Genomic DNA, 22,893 nt, shown 5'->3' with positions numbered 1-22,893 from the left:
CGGGATTGTCTTATCGCAGGCGTATCGCAGAGCGACTAACTAACATGGGGCAACTACTGGCGGTTGGGAGGGTCACCAGGTATGTACGCCTTGCGATCCCATTGCCGCGCCGTTTCCAGGACGGCGCGTGAGACGGTGTGCCCCCCGCCATGACCGCTCCATTGCTCGACCTCGACGGTCGGATGGTCGGCCGAAAGCAGGAACTCACCCAACTCCGATCCGCCATCGATTCGGCCGCCCGCGCGGGTGGCGAATGTGCCCTGCTCAGCGGGGTTTCCGGAGTCGGTAAGTCGACGCTCATGCAGGCCTTCGGCGCCGACGCCGCGCAGCGCAACTGTGTCTTTGCATACGGAAGATGTCGGGATGGTGCACCAGCGCCGTACTCGGCGCTGGCAGACGCGCTCAGCTCGATTGTCGGCACCATGGAGGCCACCGGCCCGGCCGAGCGCGAAAACTGGCGCGCCGATCTCGTCGACAAGATGTCGGGGTTTGCCGGCGTCCTCTCCGAGCTCGTGCCCGAACTCGCGCCGTTACTCGGGGACCCCTCCGGCGATGCCGAACTCGATGCAGCGGATGCTCGCCGCCGCTTGCATCGCGCCGCGATCCGATTGGTGTCGACCACGGCGTCCTACCGCCCTGTGGTGCTGGCGATCGATGACCTGCAGTGGGCCGACCGAGACACCTTGCTGATGCTGTCCGAGCTGTTGACGGTGTCGCTGCGCAACGTCCTGGTCGTCGGTACCCATCGCGCGGGTGAGTTCGATGCCGACGCGGCCGGCATCAAATCGGCACGCCTCAACACCATTGAGCTCGAACCGCTGGCGCTCGCGGACGTCAAGGAGCTGCTCGCCGAAGTATGCGGGCAGAGCGTGGAGTTGGGCGACGTGGCCGCGGAGTTCCACCACCGGACCCGCGGCAACCCGCTGCAGGTTCGTCAGCTGCTGCACCGCGCGCAACGCGAAGGCGCGCTCATCCCGCTCGGTCGAGACGGCCATCCGAGATGGGACTTGCGCGTACTCACGTCGATCGAGGTATCCGCCACGACCGCTGAGTTCCTCGGCCGCTACCTCGACCAACTCGGTCCAACCGACCGCGAGGTGTTGGGTTCGCTGTCGTGCATCGGTGGAGAGTTCGACCTCGACGACGCCACGGCCGCGGCCGCGAAGTCCCCAGACGTCGTGGCTCACGCCCTATGGGCATGCCTCGAACTTCGCTTGCTCGAGGCGCTCGACGCCAACGGCCAGCGCATCACCAACGCGATCAGCCGCGATGCCCGCTACCGATTCAGCCACGACCGCGTCACCGAGACGGCGCGCGCGGGGCTCTCCGATGCCGAAGCATGCGTCGTTCACCTCCGTATCGGACGACGGCTTGTCGAGCTCGGCGACGACCGCGTATTCGAGGCCGCCCGCCACGTCGGCATCGGCGGCCTGGAGCTGCCCGACGACGTCGAACGCACCAGGTTCGTCGAGGTGGTGCGGCGCGCAGCACGAAAGGCCCGGGCCCAGACCTCTTTTCCGTTGGCCCTCGGATACAGCCGGAACGCTCTGGATCTGCTCGGCACAAACCGGTGGGACTCACACTTTGCGCTGACTCGGGAACTACAGCTCGACGCCGCCCACGCCGCGTTACTGGTCGGCGACGTGCCCGCGCTCAATGCGCTTCTCGACGAGGCCGAGGGGTACCTCCACGAGCCCGCCGACCGCGCCCGGCTAGCCTACCTGCGGCTGAAGGGGCGGGTCGTCGAGAACCGTCTCCGGGAAGCGCTCGAAATCGGGCTCCAAGCGCTCGACGAACTCGGCGAACGGGTCGCCACTGACGCGGGAAAGCCGCGCATGGGCAACGCGGTGGTCCGGATGAAGCTGACGATGCGCCGCTGGAGCAACGAACGGCTGTTGGCGCTGGCGCACTGCGATGACGAGCGGGTCGTCGCGCTCCACCCGATTCTTGCCGAGCTGTGCAACATGGCGGTCCTCGTCCGGCCCAATCTCCTGCCGCTGCTGGTACGAAAGCAACTCGATCTCACGTTGGCCTACGGCCACACACCTTCCTCACCGCTGGTCATCACCGGTTACGGGATCGTCCTCGTGCTGACCGGTGACCACGCGGGGAGCCAGCGTTTCGGCGAAGTGGGCATGCAGCTTGCCGAGCGCCCGGAGTTCCGCGAGGCGCGGCCGCAGACGGTGTTCATGCACCTGGACTACATCAACCACTGGCGCCACCCGATCCGCGACGGCCTGGGGCCTCTGCGTGACGCCGTGGAGGAGGCGCTCGACCAAGGCGACCAGGAGAACGCCGGGCTGCTGGCCGCGGTCCTGCTCTCGCACTCGTTTTGGGTCGGACGTCCGCTGGCGGAGATCGACGCACTCGCCAGCTCGCTGATCCCCCACATCCGCTCCCAGCCCGTTTCGAGTTCTCTGTGCCAGGCCATGCAACAGCTATGCCTCAACCTGATGGGCCGCAGCGCCGATCCCTTTCTCCTTGCCGGCGAGAGCGGCTACGACGAGCGGGACGTGCTGCCTGCCGCCCGCCTCGAGGGCGACGAGGTGACCCTCGGCGTTGGCGCGGCGGCGAAGCAAGGAGTGCACTTCTGGTCCGGCGATCACGTCGGCGCGGCCGCCGCCACGCCAGAGGCCATCGAGTATCTCGGCGGTCTGGACGGCACCACGGCGTCGCAGCTGGTCTACCTTGTCGGCGCCCTCAGCATGATCCATAGCGCGCCGCGGGACCGTTCCACGGCCGGCTTCGTACGACGCGCATTGTCGTTGCATCGCAAGTGGGCCGTGGGCGCCCCGGAGAACTACGCGGCGCCGTATGCCCTGATCCAGGGGGCGTGGGCACGGGCGCACGGTCAATCCGCCAAGGCGGAGGGACACATTCACGAAGCGATCGAGCTCGCCGAGCGAAACCAGCTTCCCGCGATGAGTGCGCGCGCGCACGAGGAGGCCGCCACCCTCTACGCCGAGATCGGGCGTACGACGCTTGCCGAGCACATGCTGCGTTCGGCGTACCAGCGCTGGCTGAACCTGGGGTACACAGTCCGCACGGACTTCCTTGCACGGGAACACCCATGGCTTCTCCGACGCGACCTGACGACGGATTCGGCCGGGATCGACCCCGTCGGCGCGCATCAGCTACTGCACGCGCTGTCGGGCGCGCGGACCCCCGACGGGTTGGCGAACATCATTCTGGGCACGGTGGCGGATACGACGGGCGCAGGTCGCGTTCTGTTCCTCACCGGTGACGCGGAGAACCTGTCGGTCCGCGCCATCAACGACCACGGCGACATCTCGATTGTGGACGGGCCGTGGACCGAGGTGCCCTATGACAGGGAGGTCGTGCGCCGCGTGGTCGACAACGGCGCGCCGGTCATCGTCACCGCTGACCATCCGTCAGGTCTGACCGCTAAGCCGTCGATCCTCGCCGTCCCGATAACGGTGCAGGACAGGATGATTGGCGTGATCTATGCCGAGCAGGGCGAGTCAGGCAGGAATTTCGGTGCCGGGCACGAGCAGGCGGTCGCCTTCCTGAGCGCTCAAGCCGCCGCACCCCTGTGGAACCTTCAACTGGAGGCTCGACTGCGGGCCGCCGACGAGCACCGACAGTCGCTGATGGATGTTCAGTCGAGGTTCGTACCCAACGAATTGCTGCGCATCCTCGACATCGACGACCTGCGCCGGGTCCGCAGCGGATACCGCGTCGAACGCGAGATGACGGTGCTCATCAGCGATATCCGGGGTTATACAACGATGCTCGAGGACATGGACGTCGCCGAGGCCGGCAATTTGGCGATGGGCTTTCTACGCGCGGTCGAGCTCCCGATCATCAGCTACAACGGCATGATCCAGGATGTCCGCGGGGACGAAATCGTCGCCGTCTTCGAGTCCGAGCCCGACGCGGTAAGGGCGGGACTGGCCATGCTTCGCTCGATGCGGGAGCACAACCAGGAACGCAAGGCGCTGGGATCGATGGAGTTGCGGGCGGGCATCGGCATCAATACCGGCGCGATCGCGGTCGGGCTTGTTGGTGGAGTGAACCGCATGGTGCTGACCATCATTGGCGACGCGGTGAACCTGGCGGCACGCGTCGAGAGCACCAATAAGCGCTACGGCTCGGCGCTACTCATTTCCGATCGCACGTATAAGCGCCTCGCTGAATCGGCACATTTCGACGTCCGTCGCATGGAGCGGGTCATGGTGGTCAACCGGCGCCGGCCGGTGACTATTTACGAGGTGTACGACGAGGATTCGGCCTCGTTGCGCGCGACGAAGCGCGCGGCGCAGCCCGCGTTCGACGAAGCGTTTGCCCTCTTTGATGCTGGTGACGTTGACGGGGCGCGCGCTGCCTTCGAACGGTGCCGCGAGTTGCTACCCGATGACCCTGTCGCACCACTGCACCTGGCCCACTGCGACGCGGTGGCGCGCGGGGAGATGACCCCTGGTCAAGACATCGCACTATCGAACAAGTAGTGCACTACCCCACTTCCAGACATCAGCGGAGTTTCTGCGCAGGTGGTGGTCATCTCTGCCATGATCTGAGCGGAAGTTCGGGAGCCGTCGAGGGGTGGCAGGCATGTATCTGAGCGCAGACCGATTGGCCCTGGCCAACCAAGCGGTAATGGAGACGTTCGAGCAGTGCAGCATTGCCTGGCAAGCGATCCCGTATTGGAATACCGGTGACCCCGGTCAGATCAGGGTCGCGGACGGCAAATTCGCCCCGCCCGGCTTCATTCCGATGACATCGCAGGAAGAGATATTCGACGTATCGCTGGCACAGGCGAATGGGCCGACTCCCGACGCGCTACTCACCGAAGTGATGGCAGTCGCCAGGAAGCTCGCGAAGGAATTTGACGACGACATCCTTCCGGACCTCTACACGGGCGCCGCCGCAAGTCTGGGGACCAATAACACCCTCCAGAATCTGCAGGACCAGCTGATCAACGCCCGGGCAAAGGTCGAGGATGCCGGGTATCGCGCACCGTCGTGCCTGATCGCCAACACGGCGGGCCTCCTGAAGCTCACCCAGTTTTCCGGTACAACCCCAATCCTCAAGGAGCTACTCGAAGCAGGGAACATCAATGCCCTGCATCGGACATCGGTCCTCGACCCAGCCGATGCCAGCACGCGGTTGGTTGCGATCGGCCGCCGACGACGGATCCCCCAAGGCGCGGCACCCGAAGCGTCACCCGGAGAAGAGCCGGTGGACATCGCAGTCAGCCTCCCGCCCAGTCTGGAGATCGACGGTGAGACCGCCGGGGGCAACGTACAGTTCACCGCGCGGATCCGATATGCACTGAGGATCACGGATGCCAACGGCCTCGTCAATATCCACAATCCCTGATCGACTAGGCGGTGCGATCACGACGGCTTGCAATCCGCTGGACGACTATCTTGCACTGTGCAAGGAATCCTGTGACGGCGAGATCGAACGGCTGTACGGGCCGGGTGCACACGGTACGAACGGTCTACACGACCTCATCCTCGACTACCCCATGCGCGGCGGAAAGGCACTGCGGCCGGCACTGAGCATCGCGACCTGCCTCGGCCTCGGCGGCCACCTCGAAGCAGTCCTTCCAACCGCAGCGACGCTCGAGCTGTACCACAACGCGTTCCTGATCCACGACGACATCGAGGACGAATCATGGTGGCGGCGAGGGAAACCCACGCTCCACGTCGACCACGGCGTACCGATCGCTGTGAACGTCGGCGACGCGATGCTGTCCCTGTCACTGCAACCGCTGCTGGACAATGTCGAGCGGGTGGGGCTCGGACCCGCCCTGCGGATACTGCGGGCCATCGCCAAGATGACCCGCCTCACCGTCGATGGCCAGGCGTTGGAGCTCGAGTGGATCCGATCCAACACCTGGCGGCTCGATGACGACGACTACCTCAGGATGGTGGAACTCAAGACAAGCTGGTATTCGTTCATCACGCCGTTGCAGGCCGGTGCGATCGCAGCGGGTGCCGCCCCCGAGGTGATGGCCCCATTGGAGGCACTCGGCCGCCACCTCGGCGCCGCCTTTCAGATCACGGACGACTTGCTGAACCTGCGGGGGGACCCGGAGGAGTACGGCAAGGAGATCGGCGGCGACCTCTGGGAAGGCAAACGAACTTTGATGCTGTTGCACACCCTGCGATGTGCCGAACCGGACGATCGAGAACACGCGGTCGCGATTCTGGCCAAGCGCCGACCGGGCTCGGATGGCGAACTGGAGCTGACCGAATTGCTGGATCGACTCACGGCTCGCGGGCAACTGTCCCAGGTGGGCCGGGCCGAAATCGAGACTCAGCTACACGGCCATCGTCGTTCGGAGTCCAAGAGCCTCAACGACGTTCAATGGCTCTACGAGTTGATGAACCGGATCGGCTCGCTCAAGCATGCGCGGGATGTCGCCGCCTGGCATGCCCGAAAGGCATCCACTGCGCTGGTGGGCCTCGACTGGTTCCCGCGCAGTCGACACCGAGACATGCTTGCCGACCTGGTCGACTACGTGCACGGGCGGACCCGATGACGCCCGAAGCATTGCTCGGCATGCTCGCGGAGCTCGAACGAATCCGCGAGCTCACACTCGACGTGATCGACCAAGAAGCCCCGCAGCTACGGCCGACCCTGTCGGAGGAAGCAAGTGACACCGAGCGATCCGCGGTCGATCTGCTTCTCGGCGCGCGCCGCGCCGTCCTTGGCAACCCCGCGGCCGCTCGACGACTGCACGACCTACTCGTTGCCGAAGGCCAGCGCTACGCCGACACACCCCGCGGGTCGCGACTACGGGACGCGTTGATCGCCTCCGAGGCAGTGGAGAATTTGCGGCGCGCCTGGGAGATGGTGAGCCTCAACGTTCTCGACGGCCCCGCCGAGCCGAATGCCGCCCCAGACGCATGGGCAGACCTGTTGGCCGACGCTGTGATTGGGCACGGCCTCGACGACTCCGTCCTCGCTCGCCTGCGGCCCGAGGGGTTCGCATGACCCTCACCGACCCACGCGAAGCACTCACAGATCAGAGCAACTTCATCGGCTATCTGGTTGGTCTGGCGGGACTAGGCCGTGTCGTTAGGCAGCTGGCCACCGAAGGCGATCGCACCTCAGGTCCGCATCGCGATCCGGACGACTTCGTGTACGCCCTACTGGGACTTGCAAGCGTCGGCGCGGCGGTCGAGCGACTCGCTAATCGTCCTGCGAAACAACAGAACTCAGTCGCAGATCCGTCAGCTGCGCCGATCACTCGGTGGCTGCGATGAGCGCGCTGCTCGCACGCAACGACTTCCTCCGCGCCCCGGTGGTGGCAAACGCCCGACCGACGGACTTCAAGGAATGGCATCACTTCGTGGTCCATGGCCGAGACGTCCGACTCCTGATCAATTTCAGCCTGAACAATGAAAGCTTCGGCGAGGGCCAATCTCGGCTTGCGCCGCGCGTGATCGTGATCGCTCACGACGACGACTGGACCGGTGCGATCGAGCGATTCGATGAGCACGCGCTGAATACCTCAGCCGATCTGGGTGAACTGACCATCGGCGGCAATCGGATGATGATCGACCGTAATGGTTATCGCGTGGCAATTGATCTGCCCGACAACGATATCCAGGGTGAGTTGCGCTTCACCCCGACGAGCAAGCCGTTCGTGGTTCGCAACCAGCCGCTGGGCGAGGGGCGGATCAACTGGCTCTTCGTGCCGAGGCTGCGCGCGCAGGGATGGCTACGCATCGGTGGCCGGGAGCATCGTTTGGACGACGAACTCGCCTATCACGACCACAACTGGGGTCGGTTCCGATGGGGCGACGACTTCGGCTGGGTATGGGGCACCCTACTGCCCGCCGAGCCCGGAAACCCATGGTCGATGGTGTTTCTGCAGACGACGGACCGAGATCGGCTGCGCTGCCTTTCCCAGGCGCTCTACGTCTGGCACCACGACGAGCCCGCCGCAATATTCCGGCACGCAGCGGTGCAGACACACTCGGAAGGTCGGCTCGCCCGCGCGGCCGGCTGCACCCTGCCACCCCCGATGCGCCTGCTGCTCGACGGCGATGTACCCGGTGTGCCCGAACGTTTGACCATCACATCGACGCGGGGCGGCGATACCGTGCATGCTGAGTTCCGCTCGCGATCTTATGCCCGTCTGGCGCAGCCGAGCGAGGTGCACCTCGATCGATCGACCGTGCTTTGTGAAGCGGGTGGTACCACGCGCGTAAGTGGGATAATCAACGATGAACCCTTCGATTTCGTCGGCACTGGCGTATTCGAGTTCCTCAATGGCTGAGCGAATTTCGTCGCTATTGCGGCGCTCGATCGAGCACCTGGAGGACGAGGTGCCCGACAGTTATCACTTGTTGGCCGCAGAGCTCGGCCCGATGGTCGTCGAACTCGACGTCGACGGCGAGGTGTTTTCACTACGCGGCGGCGGCCGACTCGACGTGTCGGATGGTGAAGCGCAGACGGCCGGTGTCAGGATCGGCACGTCCCGAGCCGCAATCCTCGATCTTGTCGACGCTCGGGTGGGGCTTGGCGATTCCGTTGAGGCGGGCACAATATCCGTTCGCGGTTCACTCGATGACATCCAGCGTGCGCACGAATCGCTGCGCGCGTATGTCCACGCGGCAGTCCGAGCACCCTCGCAGCCCGCCCTGCTGACCGAACTTCGCTCGGGAGCAACATGACCGAGCGCATCACGACGCCGGCGTCACACCAACGACGCCCCACCGTAGCGGTGCTCGGCGGTGGGATCGCCGGACTCACCGCAGCGCATGAACTCGCAGAGCGCGGCTTCGTCGTCACGGTCTACGAGTCAAAAAAGGATGAACGCAACGGGCTGGGATCCTCACCGACAGGAACTTATCCGCCGATCAAACTCGGCGGTCTTGCCGCCTCTCAGTATTCGACAGTAGGCACGCACGACGGAAGCCACGCAGAGCTGCGTCCGTTCCCCGGTCGACTGGGCCGGCCATGTGCCCCACGACGAGCGGTCGCGGGCGAACACGGTTTTCGCTTCTTCCCGGCGTTCTACCTACACATCTGGGACCTGTTCCAGCGCATCCCCGTCTATCAACAGACACAGAACAGCGGCGGCACTCCCTGCTGGACACCAACTTCACGGACGGTTTATGACAACGTCCGGCGGGTCGTCACCAAGGGCATCACGGTCGAAAACCAGCCGACGCTGGTCTTCCCCAGCGAGCTCCCGCGCAGCCCCGGCGAGGTTCTGGGAATCCTCAAAGAACTCGCGATACTCGGCTTCACCGCGCGCGACATCGCCACCTATCTGGGCAGGCTCGTCCACTACCTGACCACGAGCCCTTTGCGCCGCGCGGAGGAACTGCAGAACATATCCGCTTACGACTACTTGGTCGGATACGACAGCAAGACCGGGACCAACCGGTTCCCCTACACCCCACGTTGCGACGCCATGTTGCGTCAAATGCCAAGAATCCTGGTCGCTCTCGATTCATTCTGGGGCGACGCACGCACCAACATGAGCACTTATCTCCAGCTGTACCTGAACATGGACCGCCGTGACAACAAGGCCGACGGCGTGCTCAACGGCCCTACCAGCGAAGCGTGGCTGGACCACTGGTACCGCTACCTCGACGCGCTCGGCGTCAGCTTCGTTCACAATGCGGCGGCTCGCCTCGACCCACCGGCGATCGACCCGACCCAGCCACCGCATCTGCGGCCCCGGGCGCAGATCACACTGGCCGACGGGACCCGGGTGGCTCCGGACTACACGGTCGTGGCCGTCGACGCCCCGGGCGCTGAATACATCACCGCGCCGCTGCGCGCGGCGGGCACCGGCGGCGCTGTGGCGGGCCTCGATGGTTTCACCACCCTGCCTCCGCCGCCCGACGGGCCGCTGCAACCCGTCATGACCCGTCCCCGGCAGCGGCGGGATCCCTATTCGATGGACGAGATGGGACGGGTGCCGTGGGATCGGTTCCAAACGCTGTGCGGTATCCAGTACTACTTCGACACGGAATTTCAGTTGCTTCGCGGACACCTCTTGCTGACCAGCACGGAATGGGCGTTGTCGTCCATAAACCAGAGCGGATTATGGGAGGCGCAAAGGGTCTTGGACCCCGACGGCCACATCTCGGTGCTCTCAGTCGACATCGGCGATTTCAATACGCCCTCCCGTCACCTGGTCGACGAGTTCGGCCGAGGTAAGGCGGCGCGCGACTGCACGGCCGACGAAATCGCCGCGGAGGTGTGGCGCCAGATTGTCTCGGCGCTCACGAGCGACGATGCCGAATCCGCCGGCGACAAGGTCATGCCGTGTCCCGCCTGGTACGCGCTCGATCGCAGCCTGATCATGTCTGGCGGCCCCGGCCAAGGCCAAGGTCGCGTACTTCGCAACGAATCACCGTATCTCGTTCCCATCGTGGGAGATTGGAGTAATCGGCCAGGCGCCGAACCATGGAACCCGCACGGATCCTCCTTGATCGACGTGCCGCCCGAGGACGTGTGGCTCGAGGATCTCGAGCAGTGGAACGTCTGGCAGGCCCGCCACGGCGGTTATCAGGTGCACAACAATTCGGTGGTCTTCGCGGGTACGTGGACTAAGACGTTCACGCGGGTGACGTCGATGGAGTCCGCGTGCGAGTCAGGGCGCCATGCCGTCAATGCAATTCTCGACCACTACATTTGGGTTGAATCGGGTGGCCTCGATCGTCGAGAGCAGATGACGTCACTCGACTGGGAGTTTCCCTACGGCTTTCTCGATCAAGGCCTTTCGAGTCCCGTCAGGATGCCGACACCTGCGGGTGACTACTGCTACGTATTCGACATCGAGAACCGCGAGCCGGCCGATACGCGCCCTTTGCGCATACTCGACACACAACTGTGTCAACAGTCGTTGCCCCATCCGCTGGACACCCCGGCCGTGCCCCCGATCCCCCATCTCTTAGGAGGTCAACAAATGTTCACGCCCACAACTGATTACAACCAGCAGATGTTCGCCTATCTCCAGGCTTGGCAACATTTGCTTCAGCAGTGGACGACGATGGCGGCAGGACTTTCCTCGCTGGCCGCTCCGTCCGCGATGCCGCCGATGCCGCCCAGCGCGCCAACGTCGTCCATGCCGGGTGATTACACGCAGCAGCTGTTCAGCTCTCTTCAAGAATGGCGGCAGCGCCTCGAGCAGATGGCCGCGGGACAGCCTGGAGTGTCGCAGCCGCCGCCAACACCACCCGCCAACGCCAGTGGGAGTGGTCAAGCTCCTCCTGTGCGGCCCCAAAATCCGATCACGCCGCCTCCCAAGCCCGACCTGGCGAGGGGCCCCCTCGGAGTCTTAGTCAGCAACGACTCGACCCCCCCATCCTGGCCACCAAAGTCAGAAAAAACGACCTACAAAGTAGACGTCAGCCAGAATCCCACGGACATACCCGCGGACAGCCCGGGAATTCAACTTGTGAGACGGAGTGAATTGGAACCGCCCCAGAGGCAAACCATTTCGCTAGTTCAAGACATGGGCAAAATCGGCGAATTGTCTCGATACTTAGGCGCGACACCTCCAGTCGGTTCCGCGCATCTCGACCTGATGGGTCGCGTCACACACGATCCGTTGGCGCAACCCGAAACGAAGTCGCTGTTCTCGATCGGCGACACACCCTCGCCCTAATTCTCTTTCGCGCGGCGCTCCCGATAAGCCGCGACGTGTTGACGGTTGCCGCAGTTACCGGTGTCGCAGAACTTCCCTGAGCGATTTCGCGAAAGGTCCACCAGCACCGCGTCGCAATCGGACGCCGCGCAGATTTTGAGGCGGCGCAGCTCTCCGATACGAATCAGGTCGGCCAGCGCCATGGCCATTTCCGCACCCATCCGCTGCCAGAGCGGATCGTGCACGGACGCGAGGTGCAGATGCCACTCCGGCATCTCCGGATGGCGGGTCAGCCACGGTGACGCCTCGGTGTCACTCAGCAGAGCGTTCACCTGACCAACGGCTTGTTCCTCGTCGCCGGCGACCGCCCAGATCATGCCGAGCCGTTTCCGCAGGCGATGCACCGAATCGAGTTCGGCATCGTCGCGGTCGCGCCTGCCGGTCCAGCCGAAACCGTCGAGATAGACATCGAGTTCCGCAAGGCTCCCAAGCTGCTCGCCGTCGATCCGATCGCTGTTGATCAGCACACATGCCGCCCGCAGTGTGAGCTCGGTGTCATGACTGAAAAGCATTTGACTCCTGACCCCCCTCCCGGCTAGCGTCATGACCAAAGTTGATTTTACTCATTACATGCCGGAGGTGCACCCGTGACCGCGAATCAGGCCCGCGCGTCGGTCGACCATTTCCGGCTCGGCCTGCTGTTCGCCGTCGGCTCCGCGTTCGCATTCGGGTCATCCGGACCTTTCGCCAAGGCGCTCATGGAAGCCGGCTGGAGCCCGACGGCAGCTGTGGTCGCGCGCCTTGCAGGCGGCGCCCTGGTGATGGCCGTCTTCGCGACGCTCGCGCGCCCCGGCTGGGTCCGCGAGGCGCTGGGCCACGCAAAGACCGTCGTGCTCTACGGCGCGATCCCGATCGCGGGCGCGCAGCTGTTCTACTACAACGCGGTAGCGCACCTGTCCGTCGGCGTCGCGTTGCTGTTGGAGTACACCGCGCCGATCATCGTCGTCGCCTGGGTCTGGATGACCACGCGTCGCAGGCCGACCAACGTCACGCTCGCCGGCGTCGCCTTGGCGGTGGCCGGAATCATGTTGGTGCTCGGGATTGTTGATGCCGGCGGCTTCGGTGGCGCCCATATCAACCTGATCGGCGTCGGCTGGGGACTGGCCGCCGCGGTGTGCGCCGCCTGCTACTTCGTGATGTCGGCCAACGCGAGCAACGGTTCCGCGGACAGCGACGGCGTCAACCCCATCACCCTGGCCGCAGCCGGTCTGGTGGTCGGTGCCGCCGCGGTCACGCTGCTGGGCGTCGTCGGCATCATGCCTCTCACGTTCACGACCAACGACACCGTCATCGCCGGATGGACCACCTCATGGGTCGTGCCCGTCGTCGCGCTGGGCGTCGTGGCCACCGCGGTCGCGTACACGCTCGGCATCGTGGGCATCTCGATGCTGCGGCCGCGGTTCGCCTCACTGGTCGGCCTGTCCGAGGTGATGTTCGCCGTCCTGGCCGCCTGGATTCTTCTCGGCGAGGCGATGACGACGATGCAGGCCGTCGGCGGAGCCATCGTCCTGATGGGCCTGGCGCTCGCCCGTCAGGGTGACCGCAGCGAGGAGTCGGGCGACGTGACGCTGCCCGATGCCGTGCCGTCGAACTCTGTCGCAGGCCGCTGACCTCAATAATTGACGCGAGCGTCGATCCCAAGAGGTTGGCTGCCACCACCCCCGATGTGGAAAAATAGCCGACGTGAATTTGCTCCGCATGTCGTCACGACTGGCCGCGGTCACTGCGACCGTTGTCTGCGCCGCCTCGACGCTCGTCCTCGCACCGTCGGCGCCGGCCCAGCCCGGCCATCAGCCCGGAGTACCCGGACCGGGACCGGCGCCAGGACCGATCGCGGCCAACGCCCCCGGTCCCGTCGCGAGCCAATCATCGGCCTGCCCCGACATCGAGGTCATCTTCGCGCGCGGAACCGACGACACACCGGGTCTCGGAACGCCCGGCTCGGCATTCGTCAGTGCGCTGCGCCCACTCGTCGGCGGTCAAACCGTCAGCTCTTACGCGGTCAACTATCCGGCGTCCTATGACTTCCTGGCCGCAGCCGACGGCGCCCGTGACGCCCAGAGCCGCATCGCCATGATGTCGCAGCAGTGCCCATCGACGAAGCTCGTGCTCGGCGGATACTCGCAGGGCGCCGCAGTGATGGACATGCTGGCCGGTATCCCGCCGCTGGGCAACAAGATCGGCGACATCGGTTCGGCCACCCCGCTGCCCGCAAGCCTGCAATCCAACATCGCCGCGGTAGCCGTGTTCGGCAACCCCGCAACGAAGTTCAGCAATCCGCTGACCAGTTCGGTTTTCGGCGGTAGGGCCATCGACCTCTGCAAGGACGGCGACCCCATCTGCTCGGGCGGCAGGAATCCGTTCGCACACAACGATTACGTGTCTGCCGGCCTGGTTCAGCAGGCCGCCAACTTCGTCGCCGGCCGGGTCTGACGGCAACAGCCGCTACGCTGTTGATCTTGTGACCTTCGATCGACTCCGCAGCGGGCTCATCGGCACAGCAGCCGCCATTCTGACCGCCTCCGTCGTGCTCATCGCACCTGCCTTGTCCCCCACACCGATTGGCGGCGCCGGGACCGCATCGGCCCAAGGTTGCCACGACATCGAGGTCGTGTTTGCGCGGGGCACCAACGAGGACGCCGGACTCGGCGTGGTCGGCGGCACCTTCGTCGACCAGTTGCGGGGCAAGGTCGGCGGCAGGTCCGTCGGCGCGTACGCGGTCAACTACCCCGCGACCTTCGACTTCCTCAAGGCGGCCGCCGGAGCGAACGACGCGAGCGCCCACATCCAGTACCTGGTCAACACCTGCCCCAACTCGCGACTGGTCCTTGGTGGGTATTCACAAGGCGCCGCGGTCATCGACGTCATCAGTGCCGTCCCCGTGCCGGGCGTCGGATTCGACAACCCGCTTCCGCCCAATGTGCCCGAGCACGTCGCAGCGATCGCCGTGTTCGGCAACCCGTCCGCCAAACTCGGTCTGCCCCTGACCGCCAGTCCGGTCTGGGGTGCCCGGTCGATCGATCTGTGTAATCCGGGAGATCCGATCTGCCAGACCAACGGTGAGGACGTCGCCGCGCACCGCGCCTACGCGGGCGGACCGACCAATCAGGCGGCCGACTTCGTCGCGGGGCACCTCTGAAATGGGCTTACACGCTTATCGACGAGTGCGTTGATTAGTTTCTACTAGGATTCGTGTGGTGATTCGCCGCCACCTCGTCATCGGTCTCGTCGCCGCAGTCATCTCCGGCGCCCTGCTCATCGCACCCCAGACCTTCACATCGCTGACGCCGTCGGCGAATGCTCAATCGTGCCCGCCTGTGGAGGTGATCTTCGCCCGCGGGCGTCTGGAGTCGGCGGGGGTCGGCAGGCTCGGCAATGCGTTCATCAGTGCTTTGCGCTCCAAGTCCAACAAGAACGTCGGCGTCTATGCGGTGCAGTATCCCGCGGACAACGAGCTCGATGTGGGCGCCAACGATATGAGCGGCCACATCCAGTACATGATGAACACCTGCCCCGATACCCGGTTGGTGCTCGGCGGGTATTCGCTCGGCGCCGCGGTCACCGACGTGGTGCTCGCCCTGCCGTTCAACTTCTTCGGTTTCGATTCCCCGCTGCCTCCCGGCGCGGACAGGCACATCGCCGCAGTCGCGTTGTTCGGCAACGGAATCACCTGGGCTGGTCCGATCGGCAATTTCAACCCGATTTATCGCGATCGGACCATCGACCTGTGCCACGGTGCCGACCCGATCTGCAACCCGGCCGATCCGAACACGTGGGAAGACAACTGGCCCGCCCACCTCGCCGCCGCGTATATCGACGCGGGGATGGCCAATCAGGCGGCCGACTTCGTCGCGGGTCGTATCTAGTCGATCACCCGTAGCTTGCGGGTGACCGTCGTGCGCGCCTCGAGCTCGTCGTCCGGCGGGTAGTCGACGCCCTCGAGCGTCAGACCCTGCGGCGGGGCCGCCGCGAAATCACTGGACCGGCTCGTGGACTCCAATAGCGTCGCGCACCAGCCGGGTTCGCGGCGGTACTCACCGACGGCCAACAACGCGCCGACCACCGACCGCACCATCGCCCAGCAGAACGCATCCGCGGTGACGTGCGCCGTGACCCGGTCACCCTCGCGTGTCCAATCCAGCCGCTGCAGATCACGGATCGTCGTCGCACCCTCGCGGTGACGGCAAAAAGCGGCAAAGTCGTGAAGCCCCACCAGATCCCGCGAGGCCACCACCATGGCGTCGACGTCCAGCGGCCTGGGCCACGGCGTGACGTAGCGGGCCTGCTGCGGTTCGACACCGTACGGCGCCGTCGACAAGCGGTAGGCATAGTGCCGGCGCAGCGCGGAGAAGCGCGCATCGAATCCCGGTGCCGCGCGGTCGATGTCGAGCACGCGCACATCGGCAGGGAGGAACCGTGCGAGCCGCTGCACCAGGGGCAGAAACTCGCGTTGACCGGGGCGGGTGGCCCGGGGATATGCGTTTGGTAGCGCGTCGGCCGGTACATCGACATGGGCGACCTGACCGGCGGCGTGGACACCGGTGTCGGTGCGTCCGGCCGCTCGCAAGTGCACCCGGGTGCGAAACACCGTCGAAAGGGCGTCGTCGAGCACGCCCGCGACCGTACGTTGCCCGGTCTGCGTGGCCCAGCCCGCGAACTCGGTTCCGTCGTAGGCGATGTCGAGACGAAGACGAACAAGCCCGCCACCGTTGTCGATGGCGGGCTTGTTCATAGCGTCACTACTTGGCGTCGTCGGCCTTCTCCTCGGCGACCTCTTCGGCGGCTTCGGCTTCCTGAGCCTCTTCGATGGAGGCGTCCTCAGCCTTGACCTCTTCGACAGTCTCCTCGGGCCCGACGGCGGCCTCCGGCTCGACCGCGGCCTGCGGCGCCGCGGCAGCTGCGACCGGGGCGGCCTTCTTCGAGGCGGCCGACCGGCGAGCGCGGTTGGCCTCATCGGTCACGGTCTTCTCCCGCACCAGCTCGATGACGGCCATCGGGGCGTTGTCGCCCTTTCGCGCCTCCACCTTGATGATGCGGGTGTAGCCGCCGTTGCGGTCGGAGTAGAACGGACCGATCTCGGCGAACAGCGTGTGCACGACGTCCTTGTCACGGATCTTCTTCATCACCTCACGCCGGTTGTGCAGCGTGCCCTTCTTGGCGTGGGTGATGAGCTTCTCCGCGTAGGGCCGCAATGCCCGCGCCTTGGGCTCGGTGGTCTTGATCCGGCCGTGCTCGAAGAGCGACGTGGCCAGGTTGGCCAGCAGCGCCTTCTGGTGTGAGGACGACCCGCCGAGGCGAGGACCCTTGGTGGGCTTGGGCATTGCGACTTCTCCTAAATGGGGCCGGCCCCCGTATCAGGTAGGACCGGGACGGTTCTCTTTCGAGATTTGTTTAGAGCTGTTCGGTTTCGGCGTAGTCCTGGTTGTCGTCCAGGTCGTAGCTCGCATCGCTGTTCCAGGTGCCGGTGGCGACGTCATAGCCGGCGACCTCGGACGGATCGAACGTGGCCGGGCTGTCCTTCAGCGACAGACCCAGCTGATGCAGCTTGATCTTCACCTCGTCGATGGACTTCTGGCCGAAGTTACGGATGTCCAGCAGATCGGACTCCGTGCGGGCGACGAGCTCGCCCACCGTGTGCACACCCTCGCGCTTGAGGCAGTTGTACGACCGCACCGTGAGGTCCAGATCGTCGATCGGCAGCGCGAAGCTGGCGATGTGATCGGCCTCGGCAGGCGACGGACCGATCTCGATGTGCTCGGAATCGGTGTTGAGTTCCCGTGCCAGACCGAACAGTTCGACCAGCGTCCCGCCCGCAGACGCCAGCGCATCACGAGCAGTGATCGAGTTCTTGGTCTCGACGTCGATGACCAGCTTGTCGAAGTCGGTGCGCTGCTCGACGCGGGTGGCCTCCACCTTGTAGGTGACCTTGAGGACCGGCGAGTAGATGGAATCGACCGGGATACGGCCGATTTCGGCACCCGACGCCTTGTTCTGCACGGCGGGCACGTAGCCGCGGCCGCGCTCGACGACCAGCTCGACCTCGAGCTTGCCCTTGTCGTTCAGGGTGGCGATGTGCATCTCGGGGTTGTGCACCGTCACGCCGGCCGGCGGGACGATGTCACCCGCTGTGACCGCACCCGGGCCCTGCTTGCGCAGATACATGGTGACCGGCTCGTCCTCCTCCGAGGACACGACCAGACCCTTGAGGTTCAGGATGATGTCGGTGACGTCTTCCTTCACCCCGGGCACGGTGGTGAACTCGTGCAGCACGCCGTCGATGCGAATGCTGGTGACCGCCGCGCCCGGGATGGACGACAGCAGCGTGCGCCGAAGCGAATTGCCAAGCGTGTAACCGAATCCGGGCTCCAGCGGCTCGATGACGAACTGGGACCGGTTCTCCGACTTGACCTCTTCGGACAAAGTGGGTCGCTGAGAAATCAGCATGTTTTCTTCTTCTCCTTTTGACGCCCGCTATTTGACGTCTTTCGGGGGATGCTCGGGGGGCGGCGCCCCCCGAGGGTTTACTTCGAGTAGAGCTCGACGATCAGCTGCTCCTGCAGCGGAATGTCGATCTGTGCGCGCTCCGGCAACTGGTGCACCAGGATGCGCTGACGCTCGCCGACGACCTGCAGCCAGCCCGGGATCGGACGATCGCCCGCGGTCTCGCGCGCGACCTCGAACGGCAGCGTGTTCAGCGACTTCTCCTTGATGTCGATGATGTCGTATTGCGACACCCGGTAGCTCGGGATGTCGACCTTGACACCGTTGACGGTGAAGTGGCCGTGGCTGACCAGCTGACGCGCCATGCGGCGAGTGCGGGCCAGGCCTGCGCGGTAGACGACGTTGTCCAGCCGGCTCTCGAGGATGCGCAGCAGGTTGTCACCGGTCTTGCCGGGCTGCCGGTTGGCCTCTTCGTAGTAGCGGCGGAACTGCTTCTCCATCACGCCGTACGAGAAGCGGGCCTTCTGCTTCTCCTGCAGCTGCTGGCGGTATTCGCTCTCCTTGATCCGCGCGCGGCCGTGCTGGCCGGGCGGGTAGGGGCGCTTCTCGAACGACTGATCGCCGCCGACCAGGTCGACGCCGAGGCGGCGTGACTTGCGGGTCGCGGGTCCGGTGTAACGAGCCATATCTCCAGTTCCTCCTAGACCCTGCGCCGCTTCGGCGGACGGCACCCGTTGTGCGGCTGAGGCGTGACGTCGGCGATGGCGCCGACCTCGAGGCCGGCGGCCTGCAACGAGCGGATGGCGGTCTCGCGGCCCGAGCCCGGGCCCTTCACGAAGACGTCGACCTTCTTGACGCCGTGTTCCTGGGCCTTCCGGGCCGCGTTCTCGGCGGCCAGCTGTGCCGCGAACGGGGTCGACTTCCGCGAACCCTTGAAGCCGACGTGTCCCGAGGACGCCCACGCGATGACGTTGCCCTGCGGGTCGGTGATCGTCACGATCGTGTTGTTGAATGTGCTCTTGATGTGCGCAGCGCCGTGCGGAATGTTCTTCTTTTCCCGGCGGCGGGTCTTCTGACCCTTCTTGGGAGCTCCGCCTGCTGCCTTCTTTGCGGGTGGCATTACTTGGCCTTCTTCTTACCGGCGATGGTGCGCTTCGGGCCCTTGCGGGTGCGCGCATTGGTCTTGGTCCGCTGGCCACGCACCGGCAGGCCGCGGCGGTGCCGCAGACCCTGGTAGCAGCCGATCTCGATCTTGCGGCGAATGTCAGACTGCACCTCGCGGCGCAGGTCGCCCTCCACCTTGAGGTTGCCCTCGATGTAGTCGCGCAGTTGCGTGACCTGATCGTCGGTCAGGTCCTTGGTGCGCAGGTCCCGGTCGATGCCGGTAGCTTCCAGGATCTCCTGGGAGCGGGTACGGCCGATGCCGTAGATGTAGGTCAGGGCGATCTCCATGCGCTTATCGCGCGGGAGGTCGACGCCCACTAGACGTGCCACAGTGGTGTGTTCCTTCTCGTTGCGGAGGTCTGATCCCAGTCCGTTCCCGACGGTGTCGGGGTCCGGCCTCCGTGCCGGACGCAGATGAGCGGCCTATCCGCTCAGTGGTGCTGGGATTTCGTCATTCAGTTGTGTGTTGAGCGGAAGACCCAGCTGTGTTTTCTGGTCTTCGCGCAAGCGCTCAGCCTTGCCGCTGCTTGTGGCGAGGATCGGAGCAGATCACCATGACCCGCCCATGCCGACGGATCACCCTGCACTTATCGCAAATGGGCTTGACGCTCGGGTTCACCTTCACGGCTGTGTCTGATCCTTCTGTGCTTCTGGTTACTTGTACCGGTAAACGATGCGGCCCCGAGAAAGGTCGTATGGAGACAACTCCACGACGACACGGTCCTCGGGCAGAATGCGGATGTAGTGCTGCCGCATCTTGCCGCTGATATGAGCGAGAACCTTGTGACCGTTCTCCAGCTCAATGCGAAACATCGCATTGGGCAGGGGCTCGACCACGCGACCCTCAACCTCTATGGCGCCGTCTTTCTTGGCCATAATCCTTTTCAGCGATCCTCTGGTTATTCGTACGTTTCGTATCGATGCTCGCGCCTGTTCCGGCGCAGCGTCAGCCCCGACTTCCATTAACGTGAACCGAGACCTACTAGTTCCGGAGAACTTCCGAACAGGGCACGCCGAGAGTCGGCGCGGTAGCCGCACCGCCGATCTATGTTACCTGCTCGGGCGTCGTCCCCAAAATCGTCGAACCCGCAGCTCAGCGAAGGCTCGACAGGCCCTGGAGGAAGATGACCGCGCTGTTCATCGTGGTACTGGTCGTTGGAGTCGTTGAAACGGCCGCGATGCTCGTCATCTCCGCTGTCTTCCGACAGATCGGCCGGGGCGAAATGGGGTTTCGGCTGATCGCCCAGGCAGCCGGCTTCGCGGCCGTCGGCGTGGCCGGGCTTTTCATGACCTGGACCAACACCGGAGCACCGGGGTTCAGCATCGTGAGCCTTGTCGTCTTGGGCCTGCTACTGGCTTTCATCTACAAGGTCGCCATCCCGTACACCCACCGGCGCTGGCCCCTCGCGTCGGAGACTCACAACGGGGAGTAGCCGGCCCTCGGCGGTTTCGCAGGCATGGCCGCCACCAACGGTGTGTCGACGCCGACGCGTCCCAGCTGCAGGGCTCCCCCGGGCACACCGAGCGGACCGTCCCGCCCGGGCAGGACCGTGGTGAAGAACGCGGCGTTGTCGGCCAGGTGCACCACCTCGTCCGCGGACAGGTCAGTCTCGTACTCGATCGCTTCGACCCGGCAGATCAACTTGCAGGCTCCGCAGTCGACGCATTCGTCTGGGTTGATATAGAGCGAGCGCGCGCCCTCATAGATGCAGTCCACGGGGCACTCCGCCATACAGGACTTGTCCATCACGTCCACGCACGCCGAACCAATCACGTAGGTCACAACGAAAACGCTAGGCACCGACGTCGGTCGTTCGCGGCGGGCGAAAGTCCCTTCCGCAGGTGACGTTGGTCCCGTCTGGGGTCGACCCGACTTGGACTGAAATGGTTTGGACGACGGGCGCATACTTATAACTGATGAGCGCACCCGCCGAGCAGGCTCGTAAACCCGTCATTCTCACCGTCGACGACGACCCGGCAGTGTCGCGTGCCGTGGCCCGCGATCTGCGTCGCCACTACGGTGAGCGCTACCGCATCGTCCGCGCCGAATCCGGCGCCGACGCCATCGACACCCTCAAGGAACTCAAGCTGCGCGGCGACGCCGTCGCGGTCTTCGTCGCCGACTACCGGATGCCGCAGATGAGCGGCATCGAGTTTCTCGAGAAGGCGATGGACTTCTTCCCGCTGGCGCGCAGGGTGCTGCTGACGGCATACGCCGACACCCACGCCGCGATCGACGCGATCAACGTCGTCGACCTCGATCACTACCTGCTCAAGCCGTGGGATCCGCCGGAGGAGAAGTTGTATCCGGTGATCGACGGGCTGCTCGAGGAGTGGCGCGCGGTGGGCGACCGGGGCATGCCGTACACCAAGGTCATCGGCCATCGATACAACGAGCGGTCGTGGGAGGTGCGCCAGTTCCTGGCCCGCAACGGCTACTCGTTCCGCGCCGTCAACTCCGACGAGCCCAAGGGCTCGCAGCTCCTCCAGGCAGCGGGGCTCGACGACAAGAGGCTCCCGGTCGTCATCACCGAGAAGGGCGAGACGCTCGTCGAACCGACGGACGTCGAACTGGCCACGCTGCTGGGCCTATCGACCACCCCGCAGCTGGAAATGTACGACCTCGCGGTGATCGGCGGTGGTCCTGCCGGCCTGGCCGCGGCGGTATACGGCGCGTCGGAGGGCCTCAAGACGGTCCTGATCGAGAGGGCCACCACCGGTGGTCAGGCGGGCCGCAGTTCGAAGATCGAGAACTACCTGGGCTTCGAGAACGGCATCTCCGGCGTCAACCTGACGACGACGGCGCGCAGACAGGCCGAGCGTTTCGGCGCCGAGGTCATCACGACCCAGGAGGCCGGCCGGCTCGAGGTCAATGGCGTCGGTGCGGCCCACTCCATCCGCCTCAACGGGGACAACACCATTGGCGCGCGCGCCGTCATCCTCGCCACCGGCGTGGACTACCGCCAGCTGGAGATCACCGGATGCCGGGCGACTCCCGAGGATCCCAACGAAGCGAACTTCGTGGGCCGCGGGGTGTTCTACGGGGCCTCGGTGTCGGACAAGAGTGAATGCGCCGGCGAGGACGTGTACATCGTCGGCGGCGCCAACTCCGCGGGCCAGGCCGCGATGTACATGTCGGAGACCGCGAAATCGGTGACCATGCTGATTCGTGGTCCCTCCCTGGAGGCGGGCATGTCGCAATACCTCGTCGACCGGATCCTCAAGACCCCGAACATCACGGTCCGGACCTGCACCGAGGTCGTCGACACCGTGGCCTCCGACGACCACCTGTCAGGGCTGGTGCTCCTCGACAAGCGGACGGGCGAGACCGAGACGGTCACCTGTGACCGCATGTGCTGCTTCATCGGCGCGACCCCCCGCACCGATTGGCTCGAGGAAGCGGGAATAGCCCGCGACGATCACGGCTTCATCCTTTCGGGACCCGATCTGCGGGACAAGGTCGGCTGGACGCTGGATCGCCCGCCGCACCACCTGGAAACAAGTGTGCCCGGTGTGTTTGTTGCAGGAGATGTGCGTTCGGAGTCCGCGAAGCGGGTTGCGGCCGCTGTCGGCGAAGGGTCGATGGCGGTGATGTTGGTGCACAGGTATCTGGCGGAAGCGTGATTGCCGGCTGAGAGGAC

General features: G+C 65.1%; 24 protein-coding genes. 14 read left to right on the top strand and 10 right to left on the bottom strand.

Translation table 11 applies throughout. The features are described 5' to 3' along the window. The first annotated feature begins 161 nt into the window (after positions 1–161). The 8 genes from BST47_RS07295 (at position 162) to BST47_RS07260 (ending at position 11,608) form a co-directional block, all read left to right on the top strand. Entirely contained in the window at positions 162–4,469 is a 4,308-nt protein-coding gene (locus BST47_RS07295; RefSeq protein WP_083125112.1) for an AAA family ATPase, read from the top strand. A gap of 124 nt (positions 4,470–4,593) precedes the next feature. Continuing rightward, on the top strand, positions 4,594–5,340 hold the full coding sequence (locus BST47_RS07290) for a hypothetical protein (protein ID WP_234809606.1): 747 nt from the start codon (positions 4,594–4,596) through the stop codon (positions 5,338–5,340). After that, positions 5,306–6,511, top strand: a complete 1,206-nt coding sequence (locus BST47_RS07285) for a polyprenyl synthetase family protein (protein WP_083124771.1) — start codon at positions 5,306–5,308, stop codon at positions 6,509–6,511. Before BST47_RS07290 ends, BST47_RS07285 begins: the two co-directional genes overlap by 35 nt. Then, positions 6,508–6,966 (top strand): hypothetical protein, encoded by a 459-nt coding sequence (locus BST47_RS07280; RefSeq protein ID WP_083124769.1) that lies wholly within the window; start codon positions 6,508–6,510, stop codon positions 6,964–6,966. The genes BST47_RS07285 and BST47_RS07280 overlap by 4 nt, the downstream gene beginning before the upstream one ends. Continuing rightward, positions 6,963–7,238, top strand: a complete 276-nt coding sequence (locus BST47_RS07275) for a hypothetical protein (protein WP_234809605.1) — start codon at positions 6,963–6,965, stop codon at positions 7,236–7,238. Before BST47_RS07280 ends, BST47_RS07275 begins: the two co-directional genes overlap by 4 nt. Beyond that, positions 7,235–8,257, top strand: coding sequence for a hypothetical protein (locus BST47_RS07270; protein ID WP_083125111.1), 1,023 nt, complete (start codon positions 7,235–7,237; stop codon positions 8,255–8,257). The genes BST47_RS07275 and BST47_RS07270 overlap by 4 nt, the downstream gene beginning before the upstream one ends. Next, positions 8,250–8,654, top strand: a complete 405-nt coding sequence (locus BST47_RS07265) for an SCP-2 sterol transfer family protein (protein WP_083124767.1) — start codon at positions 8,250–8,252, stop codon at positions 8,652–8,654. The genes BST47_RS07270 and BST47_RS07265 overlap by 8 nt, the downstream gene beginning before the upstream one ends. Beyond that, on the top strand, positions 8,651–11,608 hold the full coding sequence (locus BST47_RS07260; RefSeq protein WP_083124765.1) for an FAD-dependent oxidoreductase: 2,958 nt from the start codon (positions 8,651–8,653) through the stop codon (positions 11,606–11,608). The genes BST47_RS07265 and BST47_RS07260 overlap by 4 nt, the downstream gene beginning before the upstream one ends. Here BST47_RS07260 and BST47_RS07255 read toward each other — a convergent pair. Further along, positions 11,605–12,159: a CGNR zinc finger domain-containing protein gene (locus BST47_RS07255; protein WP_083124763.1), complete on the bottom strand. Its 555-nt coding sequence runs from the start codon at positions 12,157–12,159 to the stop codon at positions 11,605–11,607. The genes BST47_RS07260 and BST47_RS07255 overlap by 4 nt on opposite strands. A gap of 75 nt (positions 12,160–12,234) precedes the next feature. Between BST47_RS07255 and BST47_RS07250 the strand changes: the two genes are divergently transcribed. From BST47_RS07250 to BST47_RS07235, 4 genes are all read left to right on the top strand, one after another. Then, positions 12,235–13,257: an EamA family transporter gene (locus BST47_RS07250; protein ID WP_083124761.1), complete on the top strand. Its 1,023-nt coding sequence runs from the start codon at positions 12,235–12,237 to the stop codon at positions 13,255–13,257. Positions 13,258–13,321: 64 nt separating this feature from the next. Next, the gene (locus tag BST47_RS07245; RefSeq protein WP_234809621.1) at positions 13,322–14,080 is read left to right on the top strand and encodes a cutinase family protein; all 759 of its coding nucleotides are present in this window, start codon (positions 13,322–13,324) and stop codon (positions 14,078–14,080) included. Positions 14,081–14,108: 28 nt separating this feature from the next. Further along, positions 14,109–14,786, top strand: a complete 678-nt coding sequence (locus tag BST47_RS07240) for a cutinase family protein (protein ID WP_083124759.1) — start codon at positions 14,109–14,111, stop codon at positions 14,784–14,786. A gap of 58 nt (positions 14,787–14,844) precedes the next feature. Next, on the top strand, positions 14,845–15,513 hold the full coding sequence (locus tag BST47_RS07235; RefSeq protein ID WP_083125109.1) for a cutinase family protein: 669 nt from the start codon (positions 14,845–14,847) through the stop codon (positions 15,511–15,513). On the opposite strand, the gene truA is transcribed toward BST47_RS07235, so the two are convergent. The 8 genes from truA to infA all read right to left on the bottom strand — a co-directional run bounded on the left by truA (position 15,510) and on the right by infA (position 20,128). Further along, positions 15,510–16,379: a tRNA pseudouridine(38-40) synthase TruA gene (gene truA, locus BST47_RS07230; RefSeq protein ID WP_083124757.1), complete on the bottom strand. Its 870-nt coding sequence runs from the start codon at positions 16,377–16,379 to the stop codon at positions 15,510–15,512. The genes BST47_RS07235 and truA overlap by 4 nt on opposite strands. A 7-nt stretch (positions 16,380–16,386) precedes the next feature. Then, a complete protein-coding gene (gene rplQ, locus BST47_RS07225) occupies positions 16,387–16,968 on the bottom strand; it encodes a 50S ribosomal protein L17 (protein ID WP_083124755.1) in 582 nt (193 codons plus the stop codon). Positions 16,969–17,038: 70 nt separating this feature from the next. Next, the gene (locus BST47_RS07220) at positions 17,039–18,091 is read right to left on the bottom strand and encodes a DNA-directed RNA polymerase subunit alpha (protein ID WP_083124751.1); all 1,053 of its coding nucleotides are present in this window, start codon (positions 18,089–18,091) and stop codon (positions 17,039–17,041) included. A 77-nt stretch (positions 18,092–18,168) separates the two neighbouring features. Beyond that, on the bottom strand, positions 18,169–18,774 hold the full coding sequence (rpsD, locus tag BST47_RS07215) for a 30S ribosomal protein S4 (RefSeq protein ID WP_083124749.1): 606 nt from the start codon (positions 18,772–18,774) through the stop codon (positions 18,169–18,171). Positions 18,775–18,788: 14 nt separating this feature from the next. After that, on the bottom strand, positions 18,789–19,208 hold the full coding sequence (gene rpsK / locus BST47_RS07210; RefSeq protein WP_083124746.1) for a 30S ribosomal protein S11: 420 nt from the start codon (positions 19,206–19,208) through the stop codon (positions 18,789–18,791). Then, positions 19,208–19,582: a 30S ribosomal protein S13 gene (gene rpsM, locus BST47_RS07205; RefSeq protein ID WP_083124744.1), complete on the bottom strand. Its 375-nt coding sequence runs from the start codon at positions 19,580–19,582 to the stop codon at positions 19,208–19,210. Before rpsM ends, rpsK begins: the two co-directional genes overlap by 1 nt. Before the next feature lie 181 nt (positions 19,583–19,763). Continuing rightward, positions 19,764–19,877, bottom strand: a complete 114-nt coding sequence (gene rpmJ / locus BST47_RS07200; protein WP_003879483.1) for a 50S ribosomal protein L36 — start codon at positions 19,875–19,877, stop codon at positions 19,764–19,766. 29 nt (positions 19,878–19,906) lie between these two features. Beyond that, positions 19,907–20,128, bottom strand: coding sequence for a translation initiation factor IF-1 (infA, locus tag BST47_RS07195; protein ID WP_003418601.1), 222 nt, complete (start codon positions 20,126–20,128; stop codon positions 19,907–19,909). Positions 20,129–20,376: 248 nt separating this feature from the next. Here infA and BST47_RS07190 point away from each other — a divergent pair, with 248 nt between their 5' ends. Beyond that, on the top strand, positions 20,377–20,685 hold the full coding sequence (locus tag BST47_RS07190; protein WP_083124741.1) for a hypothetical protein: 309 nt from the start codon (positions 20,377–20,379) through the stop codon (positions 20,683–20,685). Here BST47_RS07190 and fdxA read toward each other — a convergent pair. After that, positions 20,670–21,035, bottom strand: coding sequence for a ferredoxin (gene fdxA / locus BST47_RS07185; protein WP_083124739.1), 366 nt, complete (start codon positions 21,033–21,035; stop codon positions 20,670–20,672). The genes BST47_RS07190 and fdxA overlap by 16 nt on opposite strands. Before the next feature lie 134 nt (positions 21,036–21,169). Here fdxA and BST47_RS07180 point away from each other — a divergent pair, with 134 nt between their 5' ends. Continuing rightward, a complete protein-coding gene (locus BST47_RS07180; protein WP_083124736.1) occupies positions 21,170–22,876 on the top strand; it encodes a response regulator in 1,707 nt (568 codons plus the stop codon). Positions 22,877–22,893 lie beyond the last annotated feature (17 nt).

This window comes from Mycolicibacterium tusciae (assembly GCF_002086795.1).
In the GTDB taxonomy this organism is placed as follows: Bacteria; Actinomycetota; Actinomycetes; order Mycobacteriales; family Mycobacteriaceae; genus Mycobacterium; species Mycobacterium tusciae.
Note: the sequence above shows the minus strand (reverse complement) of the source record. Positions and strands in the feature narration are given on the sequence as shown.

Excerpts from the sequence above, each read along its gene's own strand:
- BST47_RS07280 (WP_083124769.1), top strand. The coding sequence starts at position 6,508 with ATGACGCCCGAAGCATTGCTCGGCATGCTCGCGGAGCTCGAACGAATC.
- rpsK (WP_083124746.1), bottom strand. The coding sequence starts at position 19,208 with ATGCCACCCGCAAAGAAGGCAGCAGGCGGAGCTCCCAAGAAGGGTCAG.
- rplQ (WP_083124755.1), bottom strand. The coding sequence starts at position 16,968 with ATGCCCAAGCCCACCAAGGGTCCTCGCCTCGGCGGGTCGTCCTCACAC.
- truA (WP_083124757.1), bottom strand. The coding sequence starts at position 16,379 with ATGAACAAGCCCGCCATCGACAACGGTGGCGGGCTTGTTCGTCTTCGT.
- BST47_RS07285 (WP_083124771.1), top strand. The coding sequence starts at position 5,306 with ATGCCAACGGCCTCGTCAATATCCACAATCCCTGATCGACTAGGCGGT.
- BST47_RS07190 (WP_083124741.1), top strand. The coding sequence starts at position 20,377 with ATGACCGCGCTGTTCATCGTGGTACTGGTCGTTGGAGTCGTTGAAACG.
- BST47_RS07180 (WP_083124736.1), top strand. The coding sequence starts at position 21,170 with ATGAGCGCACCCGCCGAGCAGGCTCGTAAACCCGTCATTCTCACCGTC.
- BST47_RS07270 (WP_083125111.1), top strand. The coding sequence starts at position 7,235 with ATGAGCGCGCTGCTCGCACGCAACGACTTCCTCCGCGCCCCGGTGGTG.
- infA (WP_003418601.1), bottom strand. The coding sequence starts at position 20,128 with ATGGCCAAGAAAGACGGCGCCATAGAGGTTGAGGGTCGCGTGGTCGAG.
- BST47_RS07255 (WP_083124763.1), bottom strand. The coding sequence starts at position 12,159 with ATGCTTTTCAGTCATGACACCGAGCTCACACTGCGGGCGGCATGTGTG.
- BST47_RS07275 (WP_234809605.1), top strand. The coding sequence starts at position 6,963 with ATGACCCTCACCGACCCACGCGAAGCACTCACAGATCAGAGCAACTTC.
- rpsD (WP_083124749.1), bottom strand. The coding sequence starts at position 18,774 with ATGGCTCGTTACACCGGACCCGCGACCCGCAAGTCACGCCGCCTCGGC.
- BST47_RS07260 (WP_083124765.1), top strand. The coding sequence starts at position 8,651 with ATGACCGAGCGCATCACGACGCCGGCGTCACACCAACGACGCCCCACC.
- BST47_RS07265 (WP_083124767.1), top strand. The coding sequence starts at position 8,250 with ATGGCTGAGCGAATTTCGTCGCTATTGCGGCGCTCGATCGAGCACCTG.
- BST47_RS07220 (WP_083124751.1), bottom strand. The coding sequence starts at position 18,091 with ATGCTGATTTCTCAGCGACCCACTTTGTCCGAAGAGGTCAAGTCGGAG.